Below are 21,313 nucleotides of genomic sequence, written 5' to 3'. Positions count from 1 at the left end.
GCGGTGTCAAGAAATGTTGACGACCGGACGATGTCAAGATAACCTGACATCATGCACGACGAAGTGACGGCCGATCGGCAACCCGAATCCACCGCGGGCGGCAGCGACCTGCCCGGTGGTGCGGCCAGTGAAGATCCCGCCCGGGGACTCGCCGCGGTACGCGCCCTGCGCACCCTCGCCGACCGTCTGGAAGACGTCCACGTCGCCAACGCGCGCACTGCCGGCTGGAGCTGGCAGGCGATCGCCGAGGTGCTGCAGGTCAGTCGCCAGGCCGTGCATCAGAAGCATTCACAACGCGAGGTCCGCAACGAGCGATCCAGTGACGAACGGACCGGCAAGGAGTAACCAACCATGTTCGAAAGATTCAATCGGGAAGACCGCATGCTCGTCGCCTTCGCCACCCAGGAGGCTGCCGACCTCGAACACCGCAGTCTCGGCAACGACCATCTGATCCTGGGCATGCTGTGCAACGCGCGCAGCCCGCTGTTCGCCGTGCTCGGCGAGCAGGGGCTGACCCTGGCGGGGGCCCGTGCGGCATGTCGGTCCTACCATGACGAAAACGTGGCGTCCGATCCCGACGCCGACGAGGAGGCCTCGGCCAGGCAACGCTACGACGAGGATCGAGAAGCCTTGCGCGGCATCGGCATCGACCTCGACCGACTGCGTGCGGCGGTCCGCGATCGCTTCGGCGAAGACCTCAGTGAAGGCTGGGGTGAACGTGATTCGCGCGGACGCGGCCGTCGCGGTGGACCCGAGGGCTGCGGCCCGCATGGTCGCCGGCGCGGCCACGGTCATCCGCACGGACGGCGCGGGCCGCGACGGGGCGACGCACCCTTCGGCGGGCCGATGGAATTCGGCGGACCGCCGATGTTCGGCAGGCCCGGCGACGGACCCGCGGACGGACCCGTCGGGCCGTGGGATGCCGGGCGAGGACGCCGAGGGCCGCGGGGCCGCGGTTCGCGCCCGCGGTTCGCACCCGAGACCCGCAGCGCCTTCGAGCGGGCGGTGATGATCGCCCGCGAACGCGGCGACAACCGACTGCGCGTCGAGTACCTACTGCTGGGCATCCTCGACAGCGCCGACGAGGCCGCGCGAGCGGTGATCGAATCGGCGACCACCGCCGACGATCTGCGGGCCGCGGTAGTCGCCGCACTTCCGCCCGTCGACGCGGCCGTCTGACGCGCAGGTCGGTACCCGACTGCGGCCGGCTCAGGCCCCGAGGATCAGGCCGGCGGCGGTGAGTACCGACCACGCCAGCATCGCCTGACCGGTCGCACCGAGCGAGGGGATCAGACCAGGTCCCAGCGCACCGGCGCGTACCGGTTTGGCGGCCAGATAGGACAGCGGTAGCGAGACGAGCCCCAGCAGCGCCCACGGTGTGGCGAAGGCGAGCGCGACGGTGACGACGACCGGCACCACCAGCAATTCCACGAAGAATCGTCGGGTGCCGGTGTCGCCGAGCCGGACGGCCAGCGTGATCTTGCCGGACTCGCTGTCGGTCGGGATGTCGCGCAGGTTGTTCACCACCAGCACCGCGGTCGAGTACGACCCGACGGCGATCGCGCACAACAGTCCGACCCAGTCGACCCGATCGACGGTCACATACTGCGTGCCGAGCACGGCGACCAGGCCGAAGAACACGAAGACGGCGACCTCGCCGAGGCCGATGTACCCGTAGGGGCGCTTACCCCCGGTATAGAACCACGCGCCCGCGATGCACACCGCGCCGACGACGACCAGCCACCATGCGGTGGTGACGGCGAGTACGAGACCGCAGACGGCGGCGATGCCGAAGCAGGCGAATGCGGCCGTCTTCACCGCACCCGGAGTCGCGGCGCCGGACCCGACCAGCCGCATCGGTCCGACGCGGTCGTCGTCGGTACCCCGGATGCCGTCGGAGTAGTCATTGGCGAAGTTCACGCCGATGATCAGTGCCAGCGACACGACCAGCGCGAGCGCCGCTTTCCACCAGGTGATGTCGTCGAGCCGCAGCGCGGCGCCGACTCCGACGACGACCGGGGCGATCGCATTCGGCAGCGTGCGGGGGCGTGCGCCTTGGATCCACTGCGTAGGGGTAGCCACCCGATCATCGTGTCACGCATCGCCGATCGCGGGCATCGGCGGGCCGCTCGTGACCGCCGGGTCAGCCGAAGCGTCGGCGCAGTTCCCGCCGATCGACCTTTCCCGGTCCGCGCGCGGGTAGTTCGGCGAGTTCGACGATTGCGCGCGGCGCCGCATAGCGGTCGAGTCGTTCGGTGACGGCGTTGCGGATTCGCTGTTCATCGACGCGGGCACCGGCAGCGGCCACCACGAAGGCGACCACGCGTTCGCCGAGCCGGTCGTCGGGCAACCCGACCACCGCACATTCGGCGACCGCCGGGTCATCGGCGATGACCGCCTCGACGACCTGCGGGATCACCGTCAGTCCGCCGGTGGAGATCGCCTCGTCGGCGCGCCCGACGATGGTGAGCACCCCGTCGTCGACCCGGCCGAGGTCGTCGGTGCGAAACCAGCCGGGGTCGGCGAATGCGGGATGGTCGGGCAGGTTCCGGTACCCGCGGGCGATCATCGGTCCGGACAACTCGACCCGCCCCACCCCGTCGTCGGTGTCGGTGAGCCGCACCGTCACCCCGGGCAGTGCGATGCCGTCATAGACGCAGCCACCGGCGGTCTCGCTCATCCCGTAGGTACACACGATCGGCAGCCCGACGTCGCGGGCGCGCGCCAGCAGCGGCGCCGGGGTGGCGGCACCACCGACCAGGACGGCGTCGAGTTGTGCGGTGGCCGCGGTGGCGGCGGGAGAGTCGAGAACCTTGATCAGCTGGGTCGGCACCAGCGAGGTGTAGCGGCGCGGCGAGGTCAGTTCGTCGAGCGCCCGCACATAGGCTTCAGGGTCGAAACCCGTTCGGAGATCGAGGATCACCGGGTCGACACCAGCCGCCAGTGACCGCAACATCACCTGCAGCCCAGCGATGTGGTGCGGTGCGAGGGCGAGCAGCCAGCCGCCCGGCCCGCCCAGCCGGATCTCCGTCGCGCGCGCCGACGCGGCCAGCGACGCGGCGGTGTGTTGCGCACCCTTCGGGGTTCCGGTGGAACCCGACGTCGAGATGACCAGCGCGACATCGTCGTCGATCGGCACACCGGCACCGAGTGCGGCGGCGAGCCGGGTCGCGGCTGGCTCGTCGTCGGGGACGGGCAGGAAGGCGCCGGTGCCTGCGAGGATCTCGAGGAGGTCGGGGCGCCGGGACAGGACCGACGGATCGGCGGGCAGGGTCAGGGACCGCAGGATGCGGTCGGCGCCCATGTCGTGGGGTTCCTCGGCAGTCGGTTCGGCGCTACTCGGAGTCGGTGTCATCGGTCGTATCGCCGCTGCCCGAGTCGCCGCTGCCCGAGTTGCCGCTGCCCGAGTTGCCGCTGCCCGAGTCGCCGCTGCCCGTTTCCTCACCGGCCGTGTTCTCGTCGGGTGTGGGCTCGGTGTCGATGATCCCGTCGTCCAGCGGATGATTGTCGAAGGGCCAGCCGGCGGTTTCCAGATGCTGGCGGACCCGGTCGATGTCGGCTTCGTATGGCATCTCGTGGGTGACCTTGGTGATCTTCACCCCGGCGTCGATCTTCGAGATCGGTTCGGGTGGTGGCGCCGACTCCCGGATCAGGTCGGCCGAGACGGCCTCGACCTCTTCCGCGCTCAGCTGGCGGCGCAGTAGCGCCACCAGTGGGATGTAGTCACCTTGGGGCACACCGTCGGGATATCCGGCGCGCAGCCACTCCACAACCCGGGTGAGGAACTGTGGGCGGTCCACCGTCTGCTCCGATCTCCTCGCGTGCGGCCCCTGAGTCGCAATTCTGGACATTCTATAGCGGTCCGACGCCGCCCCGCGGGGTCGGCGTCGGGCTGGTGTGCTGGTCAGCGCACCATTCTTACCCTTTCGGGGCGATCTTCAAACCGCAACTTTGGTTGTCTGCGGATCCTCGGACTCCGGTTGTGTGGCCAGCGGCCACCCGGCGGCGGCGAGGCGACCGGCGACCTGATTGATCTCCGCGTCGGTCGGGGTCTCGTCGGTGACCTTGGCGATCGCGTTCCGGATCAGCTCTTCGGTGACCGGTGTGTCCGGGTCGTTCTCGCGGGCCAGCCGCAACCCGATGTCGGTGACCTCACGTTCGCTCAGGGTGCGGACGAGCAGCGCGAGCAGCGGCGGGAAGTCGGTCGCCGGCACACCGTTGGGATATCCGGTACGGATCCAGTTGACGGCAGATTCGAACAACGAAGGTGAGGACATGCGGTGGCTTTCGGTGTCGGAAGCGAGGAGAGTGTGCGGACCCCGATGGGTCGCACCCGGACGGTGTTGCGCCGGGATCACTTGTAGCCGAAGGGGAACAACTTGACGCCGGTGTAGTAGTAGATGGTCTGGCGGGTGATCCACAGGATCCCGACCGCGATCACCAGCGTGACGATGCCGAACAGGACGTAGGAGAGGGCGCGCAGCGCCGGACTCGGTGCGGTGATGGTGCCGTCGTCGGAGACGTCACCCTCCGACTGGGCGTGATAGCGCAGACCGAGCGCGAAGAGGGCGGGCAGGCCGGCACCGAACAGTAGGCCGACGAGCAGAACCTTGCTGATCGCTTCGACGATGTCCATGAGATGTCAGTCCTTTGCGGTGCGGTCTCAGGCGACCGGGGTCGACGGGGTGGTGGGGGTGGTCGGGTCGGCGGGGGTGGCCGGGATGACCTCGTCCTGCTCTTCCCATTCCTCGTTGACGTTGTTGTGGTCGACCTTGTTCTGCTGTGCGCGCCAGTACATGTAGCCCGCGGCGATGACGAGGACGATGAAGATGGCGATCGCGCCTGCCACGTCACCGAGCAGGTGGGCCAGGTAGTAGCACGCGGCGCCGACAGCGCCCGCGGCCGGCAGCGTGGTCACCCACGCGACGACCATGCGGCCGGCGACCGACCAGCGGACCTGCGCGCCCTTCTTGCCGACACCGGAACCGAGGATCGAACCGGTGGCGACGTGGGTGGTCGACAGTGCCATGCCGGCGGCCGAGCTGGTGAGGATGATCGCGGCCGACGACGCCTCGGCGGCCATACCCTGCGGCGAGGAGATCTCGACCAGTCCCTTGCCGAGCGTGCGGATGATGCGCCAGCCGCCGAGATAGGTGCCCAGTGCGATCGCGCCTGCGCAGCTGAAGACCACCCAGAACGGCAGGCCGTGGCTGACGGACGAGGAGTCGAGGTGACCGGAGGCGATGAGCGCCATCGCGATGACACCCATCGTCTTCTGTGCGTCACCGGTGCCGTGCGCGAGGGAGACCAGCGAAGCGGTCGCGACCTGGCCGGTGCGGAAGCCGTCTTCCTTTTTCTTGTGCGCGGTGATGGACCGGGTGATCCGGAACACCAGCCAGGTGCCGCATCCGGCGACGAGGCAGGCGATGACCGGGGCGAGCAGCGCGGGGATGAGGATCTTGGAGGTGATGCCGTGCCAGTTGATCCCGCTCATGCCGATGGCGGCCAGGCCCGAACCGATCAGCCCGCCGAACAGGGCGTGCGAAGAACTCGACGGCAGGCCGAACAGCCAGGTGAAGAGATTCCAGAGGATGCCGCCGATGAGGCCGGCGAAGATGATCAGCAGGGCCGTCGTGGCGTCGAGGCCGGCGACGAGTTCGCCTGTCTTGTCCTGGATCTTGAGGACGTCCTTGGTGATCGTCGCGGCCACCTCGACGGAGAGGAAGGCGCCGACGAGGTTCAGGATTGCCGAGAGTCCCACGGCGATCTTGGGCTTGAGAGCTCCGGTGGCGATGGAGGTGGCCATGGCGTTGCCGGTGTCGTGGAAGCCGTTGGTGAAGTCGAAACCGAGTGCCGTGATCACCAGCAGCACCAGAATCAGCATCTCTCCGCTCATGTCAATAATGATGCGATGCGGTGGTGGTTTACACCTAAAAATCCAAAACCCCGGGTGTTGATCGTGACCTGCGGATATGTCCGCTTTGTGAGGATGTTCACCAAGTGTTCATGTGCGGGTCGGGGAGCGGCCATCGGCCGTGGACTGAGCGAACGCTCGGCATGGTCGAGCGGCTGTGGAAGAATGCGGCTTCATGACATCACTGAAGCTGGGCATGCCGATCAATTACGCAGGCGACTTCCGCGAGACCATCAACAACCTCGCCGATTTCGAGAAGGCCGGCGTGCAGCGCATCACTGTTCCGGAGGCTTACAGCTTCGACGCGGTCAGCCAGCTCGGGTACATCGCGGCGAAGACCGAGACGATGGAACTGCAGACCGGCATCCTGCCGATGTACTCGCGGACGCCGACCAACCTGGCGATGACCGCGGCCGGTATGGACTACATCAGCGGCGGCCGCTTCGTGCTGGGTATCGGGGCGTCGGGCCCGCAGGTCGTGGAAGGTTTCCACGGCGTCAAATACGACTACCCGCTCGGCCGTGCGCGCGAGCACGCCGACATCTGCCGTCAGGTGTGGCGTCGCGAGAAGGTGAACTACCAGGGCAAGCACTACACGCTGCCGCTGGACGTCGAACACGGCGGTTCCGGCCTGGGTAAGTCGCTGAAGATCATCAATCACCCGATCCGCGAGCGGATTCCGATGCTGCTGGCCGCCATCGGACCGAAGAACACCGAACTCGCCGCGGAGAAGTTCGAAGAATTCCAGCCGATCCTGTTCAACCCCGAACAGATCGACGCCGCCTTCGGTGAGTCCCTCGCCGCGGGTCGGGCCAAGCGCGACCCGGAACTCGGGGAACTGGGTATCGTCGTGCAGTCGACCGCCCGCATCTCCGACGACGCCGACGAGATCCACCGCGCCAAGGAACTCGTCCGCCACCACGCCGCGCTCTATATCGGCGGCATGGGTGCACGTGGCAAGAACTTCTACAACCAGCTGGCGATCCGCTACGGCTACGCCGACGAGGCCAAGCTCATCCAGGACCTCTACCTGGACGGCAAGAAGGCCGAGGCCGCGGCGGCCGTGCCCGACGACCTCGTCGACTCCATGTCGTTGATCGGGTCGAAGTCACATGTCGCCGAACGTGTCGACGCGTTCCGCCAGGCCGGGGTCACCTGCATCCTGGTGTCGTCGACCGCGTCGAGCCACGCCGAGCGCGTCACCGAGACCGAGCAGCTGCGCGACATCTTCGGAGGCTGATGTCGGCTCGCCTCGCCGACTGAAAGTCGGGGACGAATGTTCTTCCCCGACGTTCGCGTTCGTCCCCGAAGTGCACTTCGGGGACGAACGCAAAACTCGGGGAGGAACCGTCGCCGAGTGTCGCGATCAGTAGTAGTACGGGAAGCTGTCCCAGTCGGGGGAACGCTTCTCCAGGAACGCATCCCGGCCTTCGACGGCTTCGTCGGTCATATACGCCAGGCGGGTCGCCTCGCCGGCGAACACCTGCTGCCCCATGAGGCCGTCGTCGGTCAGGTTGAAGGCGAACTTCAGCATGCGCTGCGCGGTGGGGGATTTGCCGTTGATCTTGCGACCCCACTCGATCGCGGTGTTCTCCAGATCGGCGTGATCGACGACCCGGTTCACCGCACCCATCCGATGCATGGTCTCGGCATCGTAAGCCTCGCCGAGGAAGAAGATCTCCCGGGCGAACTTCTGCCCGACCTGCTTGGCGAGATACGCACTGCCGTAACCGGCGTCGAAGGAACCAACGTCGGCGTCGGTCTGCTTGAACCGGGCGTGTTCGCGGGAGGCGAGGGTCAGATCGCACACCGAGTGCAGCGAGTGACCGCCACCGGCCGCCCAGCCGTTGACCACCGCGATGACCACCTTGGGCATCGTGCGGATCAGTCGTTGGACCTCGAGGATGTGCAGACGTCCACCCTCGGCCTTGACCCGCGCCTCGTCGACACCCTCGACACCGGCTGCGCTCACGTCGGAATCGTGGCTGGTGGCGTACTGGTACCCCGACCGTCCGCGGATACGCTGATCGCCGCCGCTGCAGAACGCCCAACCGCCGTCCTTGGGGCTGGGGCCGTTGCCGGTGAGCAGGACCGTGCCGACGTCGGGGGAGCGTCGCGCGTGGTCGAGGGTGCGGTACAACTCGTCGACGCTATGCGGGCGGAAGGCGTTGCGGACCTCGGGTCGGTCGAAGGCTATCCGCACGATCCCGTTGGCCCGGCCCTCGCCGGTGTGGCGGTGATAGGTGATGTCGGTCAGCTCTTCGAAGCCGGGCACCACGGTCCACTGGGCGGGGTCGAACGGGTTCGCGGTGTCGGGTTGCGCGGTCATGGTCACAACCCTAGAACGTCGGTGGCCCGGGCAGTCCGGGGCCACCGCCGGGACTGCGGGGCGACCGGGGAACATGCTCTTATACGGTGGGACGATGAGCGACACGACCAGCCCGGCCGGCGAGGTGACCGAGGATCCCCACGAAGGCGGGTTCCGCGCGCACACGGCGATCACGACCGAACGCGGCGGGGTGCGGTACGGCGAGTTCAGCGAGCAGGTGCGCACCCTGATGGACAATGTTCGGTACGCCTGCCCGGAGGATGCGCTGACCGACGAGCTCATCGACGAACTTGCCGCGATCAACGCGAAACTGGCTGCGGTGCGCATCGACGAATGGCACACCCCGGCGGGCACGCGAATCGATCTGCCCTCGCGCGGCAACATCACCCTGCCGCCGTACACCGTCGACCACTACGACGAACACGGCGTGGACGCCACCATCACCTTCCGCGACTTCCACCTGGGCGGCAACAACGCCGCCCACGGCGGTCAGATCGCCACCGCCTTCGATGATCTCGGCGGGTTCGCGTCGGCGGTCGCGGTTCAGGGGGTCAGTCGTACCGGCTACCTCAACGTGTCCTATCGGTCGATCACCCCGCTCAACACGGCCCTGCAGTGTCGCGCGTGGGCCGAACGGATCGACGGTCGCAAGGTGTACATCAAGGGCACCCTGCACGACGGTGACCGGTTGTGTGCCGAGATGGATGCGCTCTTCATCCGGCTCAATCCCGGTCAGGCGTAGCCACCCGGACCCGACCACCGGAACGATTCCTTGAACACCGGGCCGTCGAAGGCTTAGCGTCGAAGACGTGAAGGTCTGCATCAACACCGACACGTGTGTCGGCATCGGGCAGTGTGAGGCGGGTGCGCCGCATCTGTTCGAGGTCGGCGACGACGGTCAGGCGCATCTGCTCGTGGACGAGATCGATGAGGCGGACTTCGACGCGGTCCGCCGCGCGGTGGAGGACTGCCCGACGAGCAGCCTGTCGATCGAGGAATGAGCCGGGCCGGCTCTCCGTCGTCGGAACCGTCAGTCGGTGAGTTCGGTTGCCTCGATCACGAATCCGGCGTTGCTCAGCCGGTCGATGAGTGCGTCGCCCATCGCCGCGGCCGGGGTCAGCACGCCGCTGCGTGCGGGTAGCCGGTCGCGTTCGAGAGCTAATGTCAGCGCACTTTCGGCGAGCATCACCGCCGTCGCCTTGTAGCCCGGATCGCCCTGGGCGATCATCCGGGACCGATAGCGGCGGCCGGTCGTCGTCCGGGTGTAGGTCTCGGTGGTGAAGTGGCCCTTGTTGCGGGTCTTCTCGCTCGGCCCCTCGCCCGGCTTGGGCAGGATCCGGTCGAGCAGCCTGCGCGTCGGGGAGAAACTCATCGCGCCGAGGAATGATCCGGTGCCGACGGCGACCGCACCCGCCGCCAGCGTCGACAGCGCGGGCACGCTGCCGACGCTCATCGTCTCCCCGTAGTGGAAGTTCTCGCCATAGGCGTTGTCCAGCAAGGCGTTCGACCGTCGGACGATACGCGTGTTGTAACTGGCCATGAAGAACGGCGCCAGCGTGCCGCGCAACGAAGGGTCGACCTTCTTGGCGCTGATCACCCCGATGTCGCTCGGCTCCGAGGACAGGCTCGCCCGCGGGACGTCGCCCGGTCCGCCGGACAGCGCCTGGGGGTTGAGCAGCAGTCGCCGGGCCTCGCCGTCGCGCGCCTGTTCGGCGATCACCCGCATCGAGTCGATGGTGCCGCCGGACACGCCGCCGGCGAAGGACCGCAGCACCATGGTGGTGTCGGTGAGCTCGCCCGCCTCGTCGTCGGCGATCTTGCGGTACAGCGCGTAGGTGCCGAGATCGGAAGGGACGGAATCGAATCCGCAGGAATGCACGATCCGGGCACCGGTGGCGGTGGCGGTCTCGTGCACCTTGTCGATGGAGTAGCGCACAAACGGGACCTCGCCGGTGAGGTCGACGTAGTCGGTACCGGCACTGGCCGCGGCGACGACCAGTGATTCGCCGTAGCGCAGGTAGGGGCCGACGGTGGTGATGACGACGTGAGTCCGGGCGACGAGGGCGTCCAGCGCGCTCGGCGACGCCGAGTCGGCGATGATCAGCGGCCACGAATGTGCGCGTTCGGGGAGGTTGCGGCGCACCGACGCCAATTTGGTCTCATTGCGTCCGGCCAACGCGACCTTGATGCCGATCGGTGCGTGGTCGGCGAGATATCGGGCGGTGAGTTCCCCGACGAAACCGGTGGCGCCGAATACGACGACATCGAATTCGCGGCCTTTCCGGTCGGCGCTGGACGTGGTCGCAGGCTGTGCATCCCCGGTCATGCACGCGAGCCTAGTAGCACTCGTCGCCTGCGTCACCACCCTTGTCCGTCCACCTGCGGGAACGCGGGTCGACGTGCAGGCGCGGTGGGTTCAGAGGCTGCGTGCCACGCCGACGCTGAGGTAGCCGAACGGCCGGGGCACCCCGCGCTGGTAGAAGCGGTCGATCTCGTCGACCTCGAAACCGGCGTCGGTCAGCGCGGCGCGGGTGTCGCGGGTCAGGTGACAGCCACCGGCGACGCGACGCTGGATCGGTTCCAGCCGGTGTTGCCAGCGGGCCACCGACTCGTCGGGGGCGGCGCCATGCTCGAGGAAGCCGACCACGCCACCGGGTTTGACGACCCGGCGAAGCTCGGCCAGGGCGGCAGGCAGGTTGGGAATCGTGCACATGGTGAAGGTGGACAGGGCGCCGTCGAAACTGTGGTCGTCGAAGGGGAGATGCTCACCGTCGAGTCCGGCCCGATCGATCGGGACGGTGGCCGCGGCGCGACGTTTCTCCGACATCGACCAGCCGACGTCCGACGGTTCCACGGCGGCCACCCTGGTCACCGCGTCCGGGTAGAGCGCGACGTTGAGTCCCGAACCGAATCCGATCTCGACGACGTCGCCCGTCAACGGTGCACATGCTCGTCGCCGGGACGCGGTCAGCATCGTCGCACCGCAGGTCAGCTCGATCAGGTGGGGCAGGACGCGGTCGTCGTAGAAGCCCATAGATCCATGCTAATAGGCTTGGCAACATGAATCCCTCCACCTTGCAGGCCCGGGTCATCGTCGACGAGATGATCCGTGGCGGCGTGCGGGAGGCGGTGCTCTGTCCGGGTTCGCGCAACGCGCCGCTGGCCTTCGCGCTGTATGCCGCCGACACCGCCGGACGGCTGCGCCTGCATGTGCGGATCGACGAACGGTCGGCGGGATATCTGGCACTCGGGCTCGCGGTCGCGTCCGGGCAGCCGGTGCCGATCGTGATGACCAGCGGCACCGCGGTCGCCAACATGAGTCCGGCGGTCTTCGAAGCCAATTACGCGCGGGTGCCGCTGGTGGTGATCAGCGCCAACCGTCCCTACGAACTGCTGGGCTCGGGAGCCAACCAGACCGTGGAGCAGTTCGGCATCTTCGGCACCCAGGTGCGGGCCGCGATCAGTCTCGGCCTGGCCGAACAGGACCTGGACACGAACAGCCAGTGGCGGTCGGCGGTCGGCCGAGTCCTCGCCGCGGCGCGCGGTGCCCGCACCGGCAACGCCGGTCCGGTGCAGTTCGACATCCCGCTGCGCGAACCCCTGGTCCCCGATGTCGATGCTCTGTCCGGCGATCTCGGCGAGTTCGCCGGTCGCCCCGATGGTCTGCCGTGGACGCAGGCGCCGGTCGGCAGGCTCGACGTCCCGCTGCCGATCGACCTGTCCGCGGACACCGTCGTCGTGTCCGGGCACGGCGCCGGGGTGCACCCACAGCTCGCCGCGATCCCCACCGTCGCCGAACCGACCGCACCCGCACCGGCGACCCCGCTGCATCCGCTGGCCCTGGATCGGCTGCGGCCGCAGCAGGCGATCATCTGCGGTCGTCCCACCCTGCATCGCGGGGTGTCGCGGCTGCTCGCCGACCCGGGCGTCCGGGTGTACGCGCTCACCACCGGGCCGCGCTGGCCCGACGTGTCCGGCAACGTCTACGCCACCGGCACCCGGGCCGAACCGATCGGCGAACCCCGCGAAGCCTGGCTCAAGGAAGTGGCCGCGGTCGCCCAACGTGCCCTCGGCGCCGTCGACGCCGAACTCGACGCGCCCGGCCCGACGACCGGCCTGCATGTGGCGCGTGCGGTCAGTGCCGCGATGCGCCCCGGCGAGCAACTCGTCGTCGGGGCCAGCAACCCGATCCGGGACGTCGCGCTGGCCGGCCGCGTCGGCGAAGGCGTCCGGGTGCTGTCCAATCGCGGCGTCGCAGGCATCGACGGCACCAACTCGTCGGCCATCGGCGCGGCGCTGGCCCTCGACGCCGTCGACCCGGGTGCCCGGACGGTGGCGCTGATGGGGGATCTGACCTTCGTCCACGACGCGACCGGACTCCTGATCGGGCCGTCGGAACCGCGGCCACGGTCGCTGCGGATCGTCGTCGCCAACGACGACGGCGGCGGCATCTTCGGCCTGCTCGAACAGGGCGACCCGCGTTTCAACACCGGCGTGTACGCGGGTGCCTACGAACGTGTCTTCGGCACCCCGCACCGCACCGACCTGGCCGCGTTGTGCGCCGGATTCCACCTGCCGCATCGCCGGGTGGCGGTCACCGAGGTGAGCCGGGTCCTCGCGCAGGATCCGCCGGTCGGCGGTATCGAGGTCATCGAGGTCACCACCGACCGTGAGCGGCTGCGCGACATCCACGCCCGCATCGCCGGCCGGCTGGCCTGACCATCGGGTGGTGCCCGTACGCGGGCGGAGGGCGGTCCCGACGTACCCGCCGGTTATCCTGACTGGCATGAATCCGACGATCACCCGGCGTGTGCAGTTCGGCCTGCTCATCGTCGGTGTCGTCATCACGGCGATGTCCTTTTCCCTGATCGGCGCGGCCTTCCGCAACGACGCGACCATCAACGAATCCAAGGGCACCGTGATGGCCGATGTGGTGTCGGCCGATGCGCGCCACGCCCAGGTCTACTTCCAGACTCCGGACGGCCGGTTCCACAGCCCCAAGCTGGGCCTGCTGTATCCGACCGAACTGAGCCAGAACCAGCGGATCAGGGTCGAATACGCGATGTCCAACCCCGACCTGGCCCGCCCGGCCGGACGCAGCGCCACCCTGGCCATCATTCCGGGGCTGTCCATCGCGGTCACCGCGTGGCTGATCGTCGGTGTGCTGATGGTGGCGATCGCCGAGCTCAACCGCTTCCTCGCACGGCGGGCGACCACTACGGCCGGTGCGGCCGCCGACGACCCCGAACCGGCGGAGACTGTTTCCACCCACTGACCGCTCCGGGTGCGGCCGGTCACCGCATCGGAAGAATGGTCCGCACGCCGTCGACCACCAGCAGCGATTCGTCGTCGCGAAGGAACAGCAGCGGGGCGTCGGCGTAGCGTCGGCGGGTCTCGGTGATCCGCCCGAGTCCACCCACCCGGCCGTCGGCATGCGGCACGACGGTCACGTCGATCAACCCCAGGCCGGCGGTGTCGTCCAGCGGTGCGGCCTCGGCCGGGTCGTCGAGCAGATCCAGTGCACCGATGTCGGGACCGACCACGACCGCACCCGCACTCACCCCGATGTACGGCAGGCCCGCGGTCACGGCGCAGGCGAGCACCTGCGCACCGCCCGACCGGCGCAGCGCGCCGAGCAGGTGAAAGACGTTGCCGCCGGCGACGAAGACGGCATCGACGTCGGCGAGCCGGGCGGCCAGCTGGGCCGCCGAGAGTGACTCGACATCCAGATCGACGGTGTGCCAGCCCTGCCCGCGCAGCGTGTCACGATCCAGGTCGACCCACGCGGTGTCGGGGTAGATCGCCGACGCGGTCGGCACGAAACCGATCCGGGCGCCTGCGGGTACCCGCTCCCGCAGAAACCCGGGCACCGCGTCGAGCCAGCGGCTGAGCAGCAGCAGATCGGTCATACCCCCACTGTGCCGCGCCACGGTGTCGATGCGCGGGGGAGTTCACCAACTGTTCGCGGCCGGGTCAGCCCGTGCATCCGTGGCCGACGCCGGCGCCCGACACCATCGACGCATGCGCGTCGCAATCGTCGCCGAGAGCTTCCTCCCGCACATCAACGGCGTGGTCAACTCCGTTCTGCGGGTCGTCGATCATCTGGAGACCCACGGCCATGAGGGCGTCGTCATCGCACCGGACACCCCGCGCGGCGAGGCCGGCGGTCCACGTATGGTCGGCCGCCGGACACCGGTGCACCTGGTGCGGTCGGTGCGGTTCCCGATGGTGACCTCGCTGCCCGTCGGGGTGCCCTCGCCGATGCTCTACCGGGCACTGCGCGACTTCCGGCCCGACGTCGTCCACCTCGCGTCGCCGTTCGTCGTCGGCGGGGCCGGGGCACTGGCCGCACGCCGGCTACGGGTTCCCGCGGTGGCCGTGTTCCAGACCGATGTCGCCGGGTTCGCCGCCTCCTACCGGCTCGGGGCGGTACAACACGCGGCCCGCGGCTATATCCGGATGCTGCACGAACTCGTCGACCTGACACTGGCACCGTCCACCGACACGATGGCCATGCTCGCCGCGCAGGGCGTGCCACGTCTGAAGCGCTGGGGACGCGGCGTGGACATCGACCTCTTCGACCCCGCTCGCCGCGACGACGGGCTGCGCGCGGCGTGGGATGTCGGCGACCGGCTCACCGTGGGCTTCGTCGGTCGACTGGCGCCGGAGAAGCATGTGGAGCGGCTGGCGTCGTTGTCCGGGGACCCGACGATCCGCCTGGTCATCGTCGGGGACGGTCCGGAACGGGATCGGCTGGCCCGGCGTATGCCCGATGCCGTCTTCACCGGCGAATTACGCGGGCCGGAACTGGCTCGCGCCTATGCGAGCCTCGACGTCTTCGTGCATGCCGGTGAGCACGAGACCTTCTGCCAGGCGATCCAGGAGGCGATGGCCAGCGGCCTACCGGTGATCGGGCCGGACGCAGGCGGACCGCGCGACCTCGTCACCCCGATGCGTACCGGCTTCCTGCTGCCGGTCGCCGAATTCGCGACCCGACTGCCCGAGGCGGTGGGGGCTCTGCGTGACGACGCACGCCGCGCCGCCTTCGGGGCGGCCGCCGTTCATGCCGTCCGGGCGCGGACCTGGCCCGCGGTCTGCGCCGAACTCGTCGAGCACTATCGCGACGTCACCGGCGAGTCGCGGGGGCTGGCCCGTCCGGCGTGATCGGGGTGCGGCGCGCCGGGTAGCGTGACGGGCATGGCAGCTGCGTCGGGATCGACCCCAGACCGTGTGACCCCAGACCGTGTGACCCCAGACCGTGTGAACCCAGACCGTGTGAACCCAGACCGTGTGAACCCGGAGCATGCGACGGCCGACCGGGCGTCCCTGGACAAGGATCCGGCCGAGGTCGCGGCCATGTTCGACGGGGTCGCCCGCCGGTACGACATCACCAACACCGTCTTGTCCTTCGGTCGGGACCGCAGCTGGCGCAAGGCGACTCGCAAGGCGCTCGCGTTGCGCCCGGGCGATGTGGTGCTCGACTTGGCGGCCGGGACCGCGGTGTCGACGGTCGAACTCGCCACCTCCGGCGCGCACTGCATCGCCGCCGACTTTTCCCTCGGCATGCTGAAGGCCGGATCTCGTCGTCGGGTGCCGAAGGTGGCCGCCGACGCCCTCGCGCTGCCGTTCGCCGACGAATCCTTCGACGCCGCGACGATCTCGTTCGGACTGCGCAACGTGCACGACGTCCCGACGGCGCTGGCCGAGCTGCGCCGGGTGCTCAAACCCGGCGGCCGGCTGGTCATCTGCGAGTTCTCCACCCCGACCTTCAAGCCGTTCCGCACGGTGTACATGGAGTACCTGATGAAGGCGCTCCCCGCCGTCGCGACCCGGGTGTCGAGTGCGCCGGCGGCGTATGTCTATCTCGCCGAATCGATTCGGGCGTGGCCCGACCAGTTCGGACTCGGTGACCTGATCCGCGAGGCCGGGTTCACGTCGGTCCGCTGGGACAACCGCACCGGCGGCATCGCCGCGGTGCATTCGGCCATCCGCTGAGCGACGAAGGGCGCTAAGACGCGGCGTGCGGCACCGGGCACTTCGGTGCGAAGGTGCCCAGATCCTCGGCCTGGTATCCGTCGCCGTAGCCGCGCACCTGCGGCATCTGGCGCCCGAAGATGTTCTCCGCGCGCGGTGTGGCGAAGAAGCGGATCGCGAGTCCGCGGGCCTTCAGGCCACCGCGTACGGCAGCGATCTCGACGGCCGACGGCTTCGGGTAGCCGAAGGCCTCGCGCAGCCGGTCGTCCATGAGCGCGAACGACATCCGGCGCACCACCGACCGCGGCAGGAACTTGTACGGCGCGAAGGTGCACAGCAGGTCGAGAGTGGCGTCGGCGACCGCGAGCGAGTCCGCGCTGTATGCGAAGTTGGCGACCTCGTAGTCGACGTAGAACTTCTCGAAGTCGGCGTAGGTCTCCGGGATGTCCTTGATGGCCATGTGCTTGCCGAGGGTTCGGTAGTAGTTGGTCAGGCCGGTGACCTCCGCGTCGGTCAGCTTGCGCCACTCGTAGGCGTTGACCCACTCGACCGGGCACACCACGAAGGTCGACAGCACGTAGAGCATGTCGTCGTTGGAGATGTCGTACATGGCGTGCATCTGGTTGATGCGACGCACTCCGGCGCGTCCGGCGGGGGCGTCGAAGCCGTGCTCGATCGGGGCGTCGAGCAGCAGGACGGTGTCGTCGTAGCGCTTCTGCGTCACCTCGGTGAATTGTCCGGTCTTGTACAGCAGGTCGCCGATCGACGGCACCGCATAGGTGCGGAAGAGTGCGAAGCTCAGCGCTTGCGTGATGCCCCACGGGAATTCGCGGGTGCCGAGTTCGCGGGCGATCTCCACCTGGTCGACGGCCGGGTCCAGCGACGACAGCCGGCCGCGCAGGCGGTACCGGTCGGTCAGGCGGTCGGTGATCGTCTGCTTGACGCGGGACGTGAGGGCGGAGGCGCTGGGCATGGGCTGTTCTCCCGAAGTGCGAGGTGGTGCTCGTCGTCAGCCGACGACATGTTGAAACAGATTAGCCAAAATGTTTCAACTTGTCATGATCCGGGTCACAACTCACGAGAACGGGGGACGATCGTCGACCCGCGTCGACACCGACCCGACGCCACGCCAGGCCCGCGCGATCAGGTCCTTGTCGTCGGGGGTGACCAGATTGCCCATCACGCGCACGACCATCGACATCAGTCGCGCCGACCGGATGCCCGGCCGCCCGAGGATCGGCACGGTCTTGGGCATGGTCAGCAGGCCGGCCAGGCGTCGGGCCGCGGAGAAGGCGGGACCGTAATGCTCGACGAGGATCGTCGGCCAGCTGTCGGTGTGGCCGGCCGGGCCTCGGTTCTCCAGCAGCAGGTCGACGGCCAGCCGCCCGGTCTCCAGCGCGTAGTCGATGCCCTCGCCGTTGAGCGGGTTCACACACGCCGCGGCGTCGCCGATGAGCATCCAGTTGCGTCCGGCGACATTGCTGACCGCGCCGCCCATCGGCAGCAGTGCTGACGTCAGCCGGTGCGGCGAGCCGGACAGCTGCCATTCGTCGCGCACCATCTCGGCGTAGTGCTCCAGCACGGGTCGCAATTGCATGTTCGCGGGCCGCTTCGCCGTGGCGAGCGCGCCCACCCCGACGTTGACCAGCCCGCCACCCGCACTGCCCAGCGGGAAGACCCAGCCGTATCCGGGCAACAGCTCACTGTCGGGGCCCCGAAGTTCCAGATGCGATCCCATCCAGTTGTCGTCGGCGCGTCCGGAGTCGACGTAGGCGCGCGCCGCCACGCCGTAGGCGGTGTCGCGATGCCACTGCCGGCCCAGCACCTTGCCCAGCGTCGAGCGCACCCCGTCGGCGACGATCACCTCGCGCACCGCGACCGACGACCGTCCCTCCGGCGTCGTCAGGATCACCGAGGAGATCCGGTCGCCGTCCATCTCGACGTCGACGGCCTTGGCGCCCTGCAGCATCCGCGCCCCACGCGAGACCGCGAGCGCCCGGATCTGTTCGTCGATCTCGGTACGCGCCACCGCGCTGCCCTGAGTGCCGAAGACGCTCGACGGCCAGCGCACGCGTTGATCGGCGCCCCAGCCGTTCAGATGCAGGCCGTCGATGCGGGGACGTTTGCCGAGATAGTCGCCGAAGCCGAGCCGTTCAAGTTCGGCGACCGCGCGCGGGGTGAGGCCATCGCCGCAGGTCTTGTCACGTGGAAAGACCGCGGCGTCGACGAGCAGTACGTCGAGTCCGGCGCTCGCGGCGTGTGCGGCGGCAGCCGAACCGCCCGGGCCGGCGCCGACGATGAGCACATCGGCACTTGCGGGGATCGCCGCGCCCTGGGTGTCGCTGTTCACCCGACCAGTATGTCGTCACCGACAAACGGATAGGCTCGCAGGCAGGCTCGCCGGACCTCGGCGGGCACCATGTGCGACGTCCGATAGTGGCACGTCGGATGAGACGAGATGGAGCGGGCCGAGAGTGAAGTCCACATTCGCCGGGGTCGACCTGGTGTCGGATGAGTTCGCCGAGACCGTACGCACCGCGCTGGCGCAGGTCGAGGATCTGCTGTTGGCCGAACTGTCGTCGGGCGACGACGTGATGACCGAGGCGGCCACGCATCTGGCCAAGGCCGGGGGCAAGCGGTTCCGTCCGATGTTCGCGATCCTGGCATCGCAATTCGGTCCGCGGGCAGGCGGTACCGACGTCATCACGTCGGCGACCGTCGTCGAGATGATCCATCTCGCGACCCTCTACCACGACGACGTGATGGACGAGGCTTCGATGCGCCGCGGTGCGCCGAGCGCCAACGCCCGGTGGACCAACAGCATCGCCATCCTCTCCGGCGACTTCCTCTTCGCGCGCGCGTCGCGTCTGGTGTCGACGCTGGGACCCGAGGCTGTTCGCATCATCGCCGAGACCTTCGCCGAACTGGTCACCGGCCAGATGCGTGAGACGGTCGGCGTTGCTCCCGGATCAGACCCCATCGAGCACTATCTCAAGGTGGTGTGGGAGAAGACCGGTTCGCTCATCGCCGCCGCCGCGCGCTTCGGGTCGATGTCGGCCGGGGCCACCGAAGAGGATGTCGAACGGCTGTCGCGGATCGGGGACGCCGTCGGGGTCGCCTTCCAAGTCTCCGACGACATCATCGACATCGCGTCGGCCTCCGACGACTCCGGCAAGACGCCGGGCACCGACCTACGTGAGGGTGTGCACACCCTGCCGGTGCTGTACGCGCTACGCGAGCAGGACGCGACCGCCGACCGCCTGCGTGCACTGCTGCTCAATGCCGACGGCACCACGCGTCCGCTGACCGACGACGCCGAAGTGGCCGAGGCCCTGGATCTGCTCACCTCATCGTCGGGGATGGCCGCCGCGCGCGCCAAGCTGCAGGAGTACGCCGACGCCGCCGACGCCGAACTGGCCCAATTGCCCGATGGCCCCGCCCATCAGGCGCTGTCGTCGCTGGTGCGCTACACCATCGAACGGATCGGCTGACTATTCTCCAGGCGGAGCGGGCGGCGGATAACATACATGCCAACGGTGTTGCTCCATTGTCTGAGAATTGGCCTGACCACACTGGAACACTTGCTAGGGGAGTTCTGAGTACATGCGCTGACCGGATGGTGGACACTGGGATTCTTGCGCGTGGCGTGTCGACTGCTCTAGATACCCTTGAAGACGTAGTCGCGACGGCTCAGCGAATGCTAAATGGGGCGCGCGACTATGCGATTGCGAAGGGGCTGACCGTATCGGAGAACGGTGTGGTATCAATTCCACCCGATGCGCAGGTGACGGATGTCACGGGCATGGCCTTGGCTTTGGTGGAGGCGCAATCGATGATTGATGACGCGGTCGATTCTGCGGCGAGGGCGGACTCTGCTTGTGTAGCAGCGATCGTGGCCTGTGCGGTTGATCCCGATAGCATAACGACTGAGAATGCGCGGGAACGGCAAGCCGTTGCAACTCGAAAAGCGGTCGAGGAGATTGTCGGCCTCCTGCCGTACGGGCAGCCGGAGTCCGGAGTTCAGCGTTGGTGGGCGGGATTGACGCCAGAGCAGCAAATAATGCTCAAGCGGGCGGTTCCTATAGAACTCTATGACCTTCCTGGAATTCCTAGTGACGTGAGAAATTCGCTGTCGGAAAATGGCCGAGGATACGATCCTCTTGCGACAGTCCGATGGGCGCGTGACAACGTGAATAATGCCGATATTGATGTATTTGGAAATAATTGCACGAACTTCGTTTCTCGATCTCTGAACGAAGGAGGTCTCAAGGAGCGGCGCTCGGGGTGGGGGACGACTCTCGAGAGGGATAACTGGGGCCGGTCACTTGCCGGGGATCTTGGAGTGCCGTTCGTCGAAGGCGTCACTCATACCAAGTCGTGGTACAACGCTGACGCTCAAAGGGAGTTCTTCCTGGAGAATGGAGGTGTGCAGATTGCGGTGTCTGACGCACAGCCTGGCGATGTCTTGTATTTCAATTATGCTCAACCCAATGAGTCTGGCGATTTCAGTCATCACACTGCCCTAGTGACAGGGATATTGCCTGATGGTCAGGTGTTGTATGCCCAGCACACGCCTGGAGCCGCAGATTACAGTCTGCAGGACCGACTCCCGATGGTTGAGCAATCGGAAGGGCAACAGTCAGTCACGATTGTTCGACCAAAGGAGACCTGGTGATGGAATCCTCTGCTGCCTCTGGTAGTAGGCAACGGACGCGCTGCGTGGTGCTTTCGTTGCTTGGAGCAACGATGCTCGCGGGTTCGGTCGCATTTCTGCTGCTCTTGGAGAACAGGAGGCGCGAGTGGATCAGCGTGGTACGCGCCGGAGGATGCAGCGCATTTCACTTGCCGCCGCTGCCGTCAGCTTTGATGTACGGCGGCGTTGCTACAGCTATTGCGATCGCAGCAGTCGTGGCGTTCGGGTCGACGATTGCTGCCCTTCTTGGTGCGCGAGCTGCGCTTGGTTCCATTCAGGTTGCGGTGGCGTCTGTTGTGATCAGCGCTCTGCTGGTTGTCGCCGTCGTAGTTACAGTGCTTGCGCTTCTGGTTGTAGTCGGGTCGCCGACCGATCCTGCTGGTGGGCCTGACGGAAGTGGATT

Annotated in this window: 22 protein-coding genes and 1 pseudogene; 11 read left to right on the top strand and 12 right to left on the bottom strand. The window is 67.9% G+C overall.

Going from position 1 to position 21,313, the window contains the following annotated elements; genetic code table 11:
- Nucleotides 1-51: 51 nt before the first annotated feature.
- Together QSJ18_RS04885 and QSJ18_RS04880 are read left to right on the top strand one after the other, a co-directional pair.
- On the top strand, nucleotides 52-345 hold the full coding sequence (locus QSJ18_RS04885; protein ID WP_286325140.1) for a helix-turn-helix domain-containing protein: 294 nt from the start codon (nucleotides 52-54) through the stop codon (nucleotides 343-345).
- Nucleotides 346-351: 6 nt separating this feature from the next.
- Nucleotides 352-1,179, top strand: coding sequence for a Clp protease N-terminal domain-containing protein (locus QSJ18_RS04880; protein WP_286325139.1), 828 nt, complete (start codon nucleotides 352-354; stop codon nucleotides 1,177-1,179).
- 30 nt (nucleotides 1,180-1,209) lie between these two features.
- Here QSJ18_RS04880 and QSJ18_RS04875 read toward each other — a convergent pair whose 3' ends face one another.
- The 6 genes and pseudogenes from QSJ18_RS04875 to QSJ18_RS04850 form a co-directional block, all read right to left on the bottom strand.
- Nucleotides 1,210-2,082, bottom strand: coding sequence for a 1,4-dihydroxy-2-naphthoate polyprenyltransferase (locus tag QSJ18_RS04875; protein WP_286325138.1), 873 nt, complete (start codon nucleotides 2,080-2,082; stop codon nucleotides 1,210-1,212).
- Nucleotides 2,083-2,143: 61 nt separating this feature from the next.
- Complete coding sequence (menE, locus tag QSJ18_RS04870; protein WP_286325314.1) at nucleotides 2,144-3,304, bottom strand: o-succinylbenzoate--CoA ligase; 1,161 nt, start codon at nucleotides 3,302-3,304, stop codon at nucleotides 2,144-2,146.
- A 187-nt stretch (nucleotides 3,305-3,491) separates the two neighbouring features.
- Nucleotides 3,492-3,800, bottom strand: a pseudogene (locus tag QSJ18_RS04865) (DUF3349 domain-containing protein); the annotation flags it as partial.
- A 138-nt stretch (nucleotides 3,801-3,938) separates the two neighbouring features.
- Complete coding sequence (locus QSJ18_RS04860) at nucleotides 3,939-4,277, bottom strand: DUF3349 domain-containing protein (protein ID WP_286325137.1); 339 nt, start codon at nucleotides 4,275-4,277, stop codon at nucleotides 3,939-3,941.
- A gap of 77 nt (nucleotides 4,278-4,354) precedes the next feature.
- Nucleotides 4,355-4,636 carry a hypothetical protein gene (locus QSJ18_RS04855; protein ID WP_286325136.1) on the bottom strand — a complete coding sequence of 94 codons (282 nt, stop codon included), beginning with the start codon at nucleotides 4,634-4,636 and terminating at the stop codon, nucleotides 4,355-4,357.
- A gap of 27 nt (nucleotides 4,637-4,663) precedes the next feature.
- Entirely contained in the window at nucleotides 4,664-5,896 is a 1,233-nt protein-coding gene (locus QSJ18_RS04850; RefSeq protein ID WP_286325135.1) for an inorganic phosphate transporter, read from the bottom strand.
- 193 nt (nucleotides 5,897-6,089) lie between these two features.
- Here QSJ18_RS04850 and QSJ18_RS04845 point away from each other — a divergent pair, with 193 nt between their 5' ends.
- Entirely contained in the window at nucleotides 6,090-7,154 is a 1,065-nt protein-coding gene (locus QSJ18_RS04845; protein WP_286325134.1) for an LLM class F420-dependent oxidoreductase, read from the top strand.
- A gap of 126 nt (nucleotides 7,155-7,280) precedes the next feature.
- Here the strand turns inward: QSJ18_RS04845 and QSJ18_RS04840 are convergent, their stop codons facing one another.
- Entirely contained in the window at nucleotides 7,281-8,243 is a 963-nt protein-coding gene (locus QSJ18_RS04840) for a 1,4-dihydroxy-2-naphthoyl-CoA synthase (RefSeq protein WP_286325133.1), read from the bottom strand.
- 94 nt (nucleotides 8,244-8,337) lie between these two features.
- Here QSJ18_RS04840 and QSJ18_RS04835 point away from each other — a divergent pair, with 94 nt between their 5' ends.
- Nucleotides 8,338-8,985, top strand: a complete 648-nt coding sequence (locus tag QSJ18_RS04835; protein WP_286325132.1) for a PaaI family thioesterase — start codon at nucleotides 8,338-8,340, stop codon at nucleotides 8,983-8,985.
- Between the two features lie 67 nt (nucleotides 8,986-9,052).
- Entirely contained in the window at nucleotides 9,053-9,244 is a 192-nt protein-coding gene (locus tag QSJ18_RS04830; RefSeq protein ID WP_286325131.1) for a ferredoxin, read from the top strand.
- 29 nt (nucleotides 9,245-9,273) lie between these two features.
- On the opposite strand, the gene QSJ18_RS04825 is transcribed toward QSJ18_RS04830, so the two are convergent.
- Both QSJ18_RS04825 and QSJ18_RS04820 read right to left on the bottom strand, forming a co-directional pair.
- Nucleotides 9,274-10,569, bottom strand: a complete 1,296-nt coding sequence (locus tag QSJ18_RS04825) for a saccharopine dehydrogenase family protein (protein WP_286325130.1) — start codon at nucleotides 10,567-10,569, stop codon at nucleotides 9,274-9,276.
- 90 nt (nucleotides 10,570-10,659) lie between these two features.
- Nucleotides 10,660-11,277: a class I SAM-dependent methyltransferase gene (locus QSJ18_RS04820; RefSeq protein WP_286325129.1), complete on the bottom strand. Its 618-nt coding sequence runs from the start codon at nucleotides 11,275-11,277 to the stop codon at nucleotides 10,660-10,662.
- Nucleotides 11,278-11,303: 26 nt separating this feature from the next.
- On the opposite strand from QSJ18_RS04820, the gene menD reads away from it, so the two are divergent.
- Together menD and QSJ18_RS04810 are read left to right on the top strand one after the other, a co-directional pair.
- Nucleotides 11,304-12,962, top strand: coding sequence for a 2-succinyl-5-enolpyruvyl-6-hydroxy-3-cyclohexene-1-carboxylic-acid synthase (gene menD, locus QSJ18_RS04815; protein WP_286325128.1), 1,659 nt, complete (start codon nucleotides 11,304-11,306; stop codon nucleotides 12,960-12,962).
- Between the two features lie 67 nt (nucleotides 12,963-13,029).
- On the top strand, nucleotides 13,030-13,518 hold the full coding sequence (locus QSJ18_RS04810) for a hypothetical protein (RefSeq protein WP_286325127.1): 489 nt from the start codon (nucleotides 13,030-13,032) through the stop codon (nucleotides 13,516-13,518).
- Between the two features lie 19 nt (nucleotides 13,519-13,537).
- On the opposite strand, the gene QSJ18_RS04805 is transcribed toward QSJ18_RS04810, so the two are convergent.
- Nucleotides 13,538-14,152 carry a Type 1 glutamine amidotransferase-like domain-containing protein gene (locus tag QSJ18_RS04805; RefSeq protein ID WP_286325126.1) on the bottom strand — a complete coding sequence of 205 codons (615 nt, stop codon included), beginning with the start codon at nucleotides 14,150-14,152 and terminating at the stop codon, nucleotides 13,538-13,540.
- A gap of 112 nt (nucleotides 14,153-14,264) precedes the next feature.
- On the opposite strand from QSJ18_RS04805, the gene QSJ18_RS04800 reads away from it, so the two are divergent.
- Complete coding sequence (locus QSJ18_RS04800) at nucleotides 14,265-15,407, top strand: glycosyltransferase family 4 protein (RefSeq protein ID WP_286325125.1); 1,143 nt, start codon at nucleotides 14,265-14,267, stop codon at nucleotides 15,405-15,407.
- A gap of 111 nt (nucleotides 15,408-15,518) precedes the next feature.
- A complete protein-coding gene (locus QSJ18_RS04795) occupies nucleotides 15,519-16,238 on the top strand; it encodes a demethylmenaquinone methyltransferase (RefSeq protein ID WP_286325124.1) in 720 nt (239 codons plus the stop codon).
- 13 nt (nucleotides 16,239-16,251) lie between these two features.
- On the opposite strand, the gene QSJ18_RS04790 is transcribed toward QSJ18_RS04795, so the two are convergent.
- Nucleotides 16,252-17,190: an oxygenase MpaB family protein gene (locus QSJ18_RS04790; protein WP_286325123.1), complete on the bottom strand. Its 939-nt coding sequence runs from the start codon at nucleotides 17,188-17,190 to the stop codon at nucleotides 16,252-16,254.
- Between the two features lie 102 nt (nucleotides 17,191-17,292).
- Nucleotides 17,293-18,567, bottom strand: coding sequence for a geranylgeranyl reductase family protein (locus tag QSJ18_RS04785; protein ID WP_286325122.1), 1,275 nt, complete (start codon nucleotides 18,565-18,567; stop codon nucleotides 17,293-17,295).
- Nucleotides 18,568-18,691: 124 nt separating this feature from the next.
- Here QSJ18_RS04785 and QSJ18_RS04780 point away from each other — a divergent pair, with 124 nt between their 5' ends.
- Together QSJ18_RS04780 and QSJ18_RS04775 are read left to right on the top strand one after the other, a co-directional pair.
- The gene (locus tag QSJ18_RS04780; protein WP_286325121.1) at nucleotides 18,692-19,708 is read left to right on the top strand and encodes a polyprenyl synthetase family protein; all 1,017 of its coding nucleotides are present in this window, start codon (nucleotides 18,692-18,694) and stop codon (nucleotides 19,706-19,708) included.
- Nucleotides 19,709-19,833: 125 nt separating this feature from the next.
- Entirely contained in the window at nucleotides 19,834-20,892 is a 1,059-nt protein-coding gene (locus tag QSJ18_RS04775; protein WP_286325120.1) for an amidase domain-containing protein, read from the top strand.
- Nucleotides 20,893-21,313 lie beyond the last annotated feature (421 nt).

It is taken from the genome of Gordonia heveisoli (assembly GCF_030315745.1).
In the GTDB taxonomy this organism is placed as follows: Bacteria; Actinomycetota; Actinomycetes; order Mycobacteriales; family Mycobacteriaceae; genus Gordonia.
This window is presented reverse-complemented; position numbering and strand designations above follow the sequence as displayed.